5 protein-coding genes are annotated in these 5,531 nt (G+C 72.0%); 4 read left to right on the top strand and 1 reads right to left on the bottom strand.

The genetic code is table 11. The features are described from left to right. Positions 1-343 precede the first annotated feature (343 nt). The 3 genes from G6030_RS06265 (at position 344) to G6030_RS06255 (ending at position 3,118) form a co-directional block, all read left to right on the top strand. Positions 344-1,867 (top strand): aldehyde dehydrogenase family protein, encoded by a 1,524-nt coding sequence (locus G6030_RS06265; RefSeq protein WP_182642536.1) that lies wholly within the window; start codon positions 344-346, stop codon positions 1,865-1,867. A 16-nt stretch (positions 1,868-1,883) separates the two neighbouring features. Continuing rightward, the gene (locus tag G6030_RS06260; protein ID WP_182642537.1) at positions 1,884-2,408 is read left to right on the top strand and encodes a DUF779 domain-containing protein; all 525 of its coding nucleotides are present in this window, start codon (positions 1,884-1,886) and stop codon (positions 2,406-2,408) included. Between the two features lie 74 nt (positions 2,409-2,482). Continuing rightward, positions 2,483-3,118, top strand: coding sequence for a hypothetical protein (locus tag G6030_RS06255; RefSeq protein WP_182642535.1), 636 nt, complete (start codon positions 2,483-2,485; stop codon positions 3,116-3,118). Here G6030_RS06255 and G6030_RS06250 read toward each other — a convergent pair. Then, positions 3,069-4,664, bottom strand: a complete 1,596-nt coding sequence (locus tag G6030_RS06250; protein WP_182642534.1) for an FMN-binding glutamate synthase family protein — start codon at positions 4,662-4,664, stop codon at positions 3,069-3,071. The genes G6030_RS06255 and G6030_RS06250 overlap by 50 nt on opposite strands. A 193-nt stretch (positions 4,665-4,857) precedes the next feature. On the opposite strand from G6030_RS06250, the gene G6030_RS06245 reads away from it, so the two are divergent. Further along, positions 4,858-5,517, top strand: coding sequence for a maleylpyruvate isomerase family mycothiol-dependent enzyme (locus G6030_RS06245; RefSeq protein ID WP_182642533.1), 660 nt, complete (start codon positions 4,858-4,860; stop codon positions 5,515-5,517). Positions 5,518-5,531: the final 14 nt, after the last annotated feature.

Raw genomic sequence — 5,531 nt, 5'->3', positions numbered from 1 at the left:
GCCGCCGCGCTGGGCGCGGGATCGGTGCGGGCCCTGCGCGCCTGGACCGCCGGCCCCGGTCGCGAGGACCCCGACGCCTGGCGGGCCCTGGGGTCGCTGCCCGATCTCTCCCCGGCGGCGAGGTCCTCGGCCCGCTCGGTGCACCGGGTGTTGGACGACCGCCTGGGGGCCTGAGCGCCTCGTCGTCGTCGCCCCGGTTCCTCCCACGCCGCCCGTGGCCGCCCCTGGCCGCCCTCGCCGCTCCGCGCGGCGTGCAACGTCCGTGCAACCCTCCCGCGATTAGTGTCCTGCATCACAGTCGCCGGCCGTGAGGGCCGGCGCGCGCAGACGAGAGGTGCCCGACATGACCGTCTACTCCCAGCCAGGTTCCGCCGACGCGGTGATGTCCTACGAGAGCCGCTACGAGCACTACATCGGCGGCGAGTGGAAGGCTCCGGCCAAGGGCGAGTACTTCGAGAACGTCACCCCCATCACCGGCCAGGTGTTCTGCGAGGTGGGCCGCGGGACCGCCGAGGACATCGAGGCCGCGCTCGACGCCGCGTGGGCCGCCGCGCCCGCGTGGAACGCCACCTCCGCCGCCGAGCGCTCGCTCGTGCTGCTGCGGATCGCGGACCGGATGGAGGAGAACCTCGAGAAGCTGGCGCTGGCCGAGAGCTGGGACAACGGCAAGGCGATCCGCGAGACCCTCAACGCGGACATCCCGCTGGCGATCGACCACTTCCGCTACTTCGCCGGTGCCATCCGCGCCCAGGAGGGTGGGATCTCCCAGATCGACGACGACACGGTGGCCTACCACTTCCACGAGCCGCTCGGCGTGGTCGGGCAGATCATCCCGTGGAACTTCCCGATCCTCATGGCGGTGTGGAAGCTCGCGCCCGCCCTGGCCGCCGGGAACTGCGTGGTTCTCAAGCCGGCCGAGCAGACGCCCGCCTCGATCCTCTACCTCATGTCCCTCATCGGCGACCTGCTGCCGGCGGGCGTGGTCAACGTGGTCAACGGCTTCGGCACCGAGGCCGGCAAGCCGCTCGCCTCCAACCCGCGCATCCGCAAGGTCGCGTTCACCGGCGAGACCACCACGGGCCGGCTGATCATGCAGTACGCCTCGGAGAACCTCATCCCCGTCACCCTCGAGCTGGGCGGCAAGAGCCCCAACATCTTCTTCGCCGACGTCATGGACGCCGACGACAACTTCCGCCAGGCCGCTCTCGAGGGCTTCGCGATGTTCGGCCTCAACCAGGGCGAGGTGTGCACGTGCCCCTCGCGCGCGCTCGTGCAGAAGTCGATCTTCGACGAGTTCACCGAGCTCGCGATCGAGCGGACGAACCGCATCAAGACCGGCAACCCGCTGGACACCGACACGATGATCGGCGCGCAGGCCTCCACCGACCAACTGGAGAAGATCCTGTCCTACATCGACATCGGCAAGCAGGAGGGCGCGGACGTGCTCACCGGCGGCGGGCGCGCCGAACTCGACGGCGACCTGGCCGGCGGCTTCTACGTGCAGCCCACCGTGTTCCGCGGCCACAACAAGATGCGGCTGTTCCAGGAGGAGATCTTCGGGCCCGTGCTCTCCCTGAGCTCGTTCACCGACTTCGACGACGCCATGACGATCGCCAACGACACCCTCTACGGCCTCGGCGCCGGCGTGTGGTCGCGCAACGGCACCACCGCCTACCGCGCCGGCCGCACCATCCAGGCCGGCCGCGTGTGGACCAACACCTACCACCAGTACCCGGCGCACGCGGCGTTCGGCGGCTACAAGCAGTCCGGCATCGGCCGCGAGAACCACCTCATGATGCTCGACCACTACCAGCAGACCAAGTGCCTGCTCGTGAGCTACTCGGGCAAGCCGCAGGGCTTCTTCTGAGCCGGGCGTGAGCAGCATGGACGACGTGTGCGGGCTGCCCTCGGGTGGGAGCGTGCGGATCGCCGCGCGCGCCGCGGCGCCCGAGGGCGCGCCCGGGGATCTGCCTCCGCGCGTGGTGGCGACCGAGCCGGCCGTCGAGCTCCTCCGCGAGCTCGTCGGCCGGCACGGGCCGGTGATGTTCCACCAGTCCGGCGGGTGCTGCGACGGGTCCGCGCCCATGTGCTACCCGGACGGGGAGTTCCGCGTCGGTCAGCGCGACGTGTTGGTGGGGGAACTGGACCTGGGTGACGACGACGACGAGGCGCGCGCCCCCGGGGCGTCGGCCGGTCTCCGGGTACGCGTGTGGATCTCGGGCTCACAGTTCGAGACCTGGAAGCACACGCAACTGGTGGTGGACGCCGTCCCGGGCAGGGGCTCGGGGTTCAGTCTCGAGAACCCGACCGGGAAGCGGTTCCTGTCGCGGGCCCGCACGTTCGACGAGCGCGAACTCGCCGCCCTCGAAGGGTTCCCGCCGCCGACGGGGGCGGACCTGGACGTGTAGGGGTGGGCAGGCCTCCGGGGCCGGGACCGGCCGATCCGGCCTGCCCGGAGCGGGCACGGCGGTAGAGTCCGACCATGGACACGGACCGCACGGCCTCCGCTGACCCCCTCGACGCCACCGTCGAGTTCCTCGCCCCCGAGCTGCGTGCTGACCTGCTCGAACGCTGGAACGAGCCGCAGCGGCGGTACCACAACGAGACGCACCTGCGGGCCGTCCTGCGGGCGATCGACGCGCTCGAGGCCGACGGGGAGTCGTTCGACGGCACCGAGGTCCGCCTGGCCGCGTGGCTACACGCCGCGGTGTTCGACCCCGCCGGCTCGGAGAACACCGAGAAGTCCGCGGCGCTGGCGGAGCGAGTGCTCGACCCCGCTGCGCCGACCGCCGAGGTCGCGCGGCTGGTCCGGCTCATGGGCGGGCACCGCGTCGAGCCGGGGGACCTCAACGGTTCGGTCCTCTCCGACGCCGACCTCGCCGTGCTGGGCGCCGACCCCGACACGTATGACACCTACGCCCGCGACGTCCGCCACGAGTACGCCCACGTGCCGGGCGAGCGGTTCGTGGCCGGGCGTATCGGCGCGCTGGAGGGGCTGCTCGAGCGGCGCTCGGTGTTCCTCACGCGCGCGGGACGCGACATGTGGGAGAAGCAGGCCCACGCCAACCTCAATCGCGAGCTGGGGCTCCTGCGCGCGGGCGGATTCCCGGCGGCGTGACGGCCGCCGTGTACTCCGCGACGCCGGAGGCGACCATGAACTCGGTGATGGCGCGGGCATCGTCCTCGCCCGGCAGCCCCCAGCCGTCCCGGTACCCGTAGATGTCGGCCAGCGTGTGCGCGTCCCGGGTCCCGCGGGCGAGCTCGACGTCGGTCGGTCCGATGAGGCCGGGATGCGGGACCCCCGCCGCGCCGGCGACCTTGACGAGCTCGCGGCGCAGTGACCGGATGTAGTTCGAGCACCGCACCGCCATCGCCGTGGGATCGACACCGCGGACGAGCCAGGGGTTCTGGGTGGCGACCCCCGTGGGGCATCCGCCGGTGTGACACTTCTGCGCCTGGATGCAGCCCACCGACAGCATCGGCTCGCGGGCCACGTTGATCATGTCGACGCCCAGCGCCAGTGCGACCACCGCGTTCTCCGGGATGCCGAGCTTGCCGGACCCGATGAACATGACGTCGTCGGTCAGCCCTGCTTCGGCGAAGACCGAGTAGACGCGTGGGAAGCCCAGGCGGAAGGGCAGGGACACGGCGTCGGTGAACACGAGCGGGCCCGCTCCGGTGCCGCCCTCTCCGCCGTCGATCGTGATGAAGTCGACGCCCCGGTCGCGCGGGACCATCGCGGTGGCGAGATCCTCCCAGAAGGTCATGTCGCCGACCGCCGACTTGATGCCGACGGGCAGTCCGGTGCGGTCCGCGATCTCCTCGACCAGGTCCAGCATCGAGTCGACGTCGTGGAAGGCGGTGTGGCGGGAGGGGCTCGCGCAGTCCTCACCCATCGGGATGCCGCGGATCGCGGCGACCTCCTCGGTGATCTTGGCCGCCGGCAGGAGCCCGCCGAGCCCCGGTTTGGCGCCCTGGCTGAGCTTGATCTCGATGGCCCGGATCGGGTGCTTCTCGGTGAGCGCCACCAGCTTGTCGATGTCGAAGCGGCCGTCGTCGTCCCGGACCCCGAAGTACGCGGTGCCGATCTGGAAGACCAGGTCCGCGCCGTTCTGGTGATACGGGCTCAGGCCGCCCTCGCCGGTGTTGTGCAGGGCCCCCGAGAGGGCGGCGCCGCGGTTGAGCGCTTCCACCGCCGGGGCGGAGAGCGCGCCGTAGCTCATCGCCGAGATGCTGACCAGTGACTCCGGTCGGTACGCGCGGGCGCGGCCCCGGGCCGCGCCGAGCACCTTGGCGGGTGGGAGCGGCAGCTGCTGCCCGGCGTGCGGGCGGGCGGACAGCGTGACGTCGCTGAAGGTGCGCTGCTTGACGATCGGGTAGCCCTCGAGGAACTCGATGTCGTTGTCCGTGCCGAAGCCGAACGTGGTCGCCCGCGTCTCGGCGGATTCGTACACCCAGTCCCGCTGGTCGCGGGTGAACGGACGTTCCTCGTCGTTGCCCGCGACGATGTACTGCCGCAGCTCGGGGCCGATGGCGGTCAGTGCCATCCGAGCGTGGCCGAGGACGGGGAAGGTCCGCAGGATCGGGTAGCGGGTCTGCCGCAGATCGGTGGCCGCGACCGCGGCGAGAGCGGCCAGTGGCGCGCCGAGGAACCATTTGCGCATGTCGACCTCCAAGGGGGCGGGGGCTGTGGGCTGTGGCCGGGGGCTGCTCCCATCATGCCGACCGTGGGCGGTGAGGGCTGCGAGACGGCGCGGACCGGGACTCAGCGCGGACCGGGAGGCGACGACTCGCCGCCGCCGGGTGCCGCCGCGTGGTTCGATGTCCTCAGCCGAGTCGCCGCGTCCGGGAGGAACCATGAGCCGACCATCCGCGGACAGTGACCGGCTCTGGCGCGCCATCCACCTCGAGCGCGACGCGCTCGCCGACGAACTCGGTCAGCTGGACGACACCGACTGGCACGTGATCTCGCTGTGTACCCGGTGGCGGGTCGAGGAGGTGGTCGCGCACCTCACCGCGGTGGCCCGGACCGGCCGGTTGCGGTGGATCCGCAGCTTCGTCGGCGCGGGTTTCGACACCGACCGGCACAACCGCCGGCGGCTGGAGGAGCAGCTCGGCGCCACCCCACGGGAGACGCTGGAGAACTTCGTCGACTCGTCGACGCTGCGGGTGGCGCCGTTCGGTGACACCGCGGCGTGGCTCGGCGAGACGATCGTGCACGCCGAGGACATCCGCCGACCCCTCGGCCGGCTGCGCGACTACCCGATCGACGCGCTCACCGCGGTGGCCTCGTTCTACGCGTCGAAGGATTTCGCGGTGAACAGCGCGACGCTCGTCAAAGGGCTGCGCCTGCGGGCGACGGACGGGCCGTTCGAGGCGGGCCCCGGTTCGGCGGGCCCCGGTTCGGAGGTGGCGGGGCCGACCCTCGCGCTCGTCATGGCGATGGCGGGCCGCGGGACCTTTCTCGGCGACCTCACCGGCGGCGGGGTGGACGAGCTCCGGCGCCGGATCGGCTGACCCCGCCGGGCGCC

Origin of the sequence: Dietzia sp. E1, assembly GCF_014145015.1 — a bacterium.
GTDB lineage: Bacteria > Actinomycetota > Actinomycetes > Mycobacteriales > Mycobacteriaceae > Dietzia > Dietzia cinnamea_A.
This window is presented reverse-complemented; position numbering and strand designations above follow the sequence as displayed.

Bases quoted from the DNA above. Each gene is read 5' to 3' on its own strand.
- G6030_RS06265 (WP_182642536.1), top strand. From the start codon at position 344: ATGACCGTCTACTCCCAGCCAGGTTCCGCCGACGCGGTGATGTCCTAC.
- G6030_RS06260 (WP_182642537.1), top strand. From the start codon at position 1,884: ATGGACGACGTGTGCGGGCTGCCCTCGGGTGGGAGCGTGCGGATCGCC.
- G6030_RS06255 (WP_182642535.1), top strand. From the start codon at position 2,483: ATGGACACGGACCGCACGGCCTCCGCTGACCCCCTCGACGCCACCGTC.
- G6030_RS06250 (WP_182642534.1), bottom strand. From the start codon at position 4,664: ATGCGCAAATGGTTCCTCGGCGCGCCACTGGCCGCTCTCGCCGCGGTC.
- G6030_RS06245 (WP_182642533.1), top strand. From the start codon at position 4,858: ATGAGCCGACCATCCGCGGACAGTGACCGGCTCTGGCGCGCCATCCAC.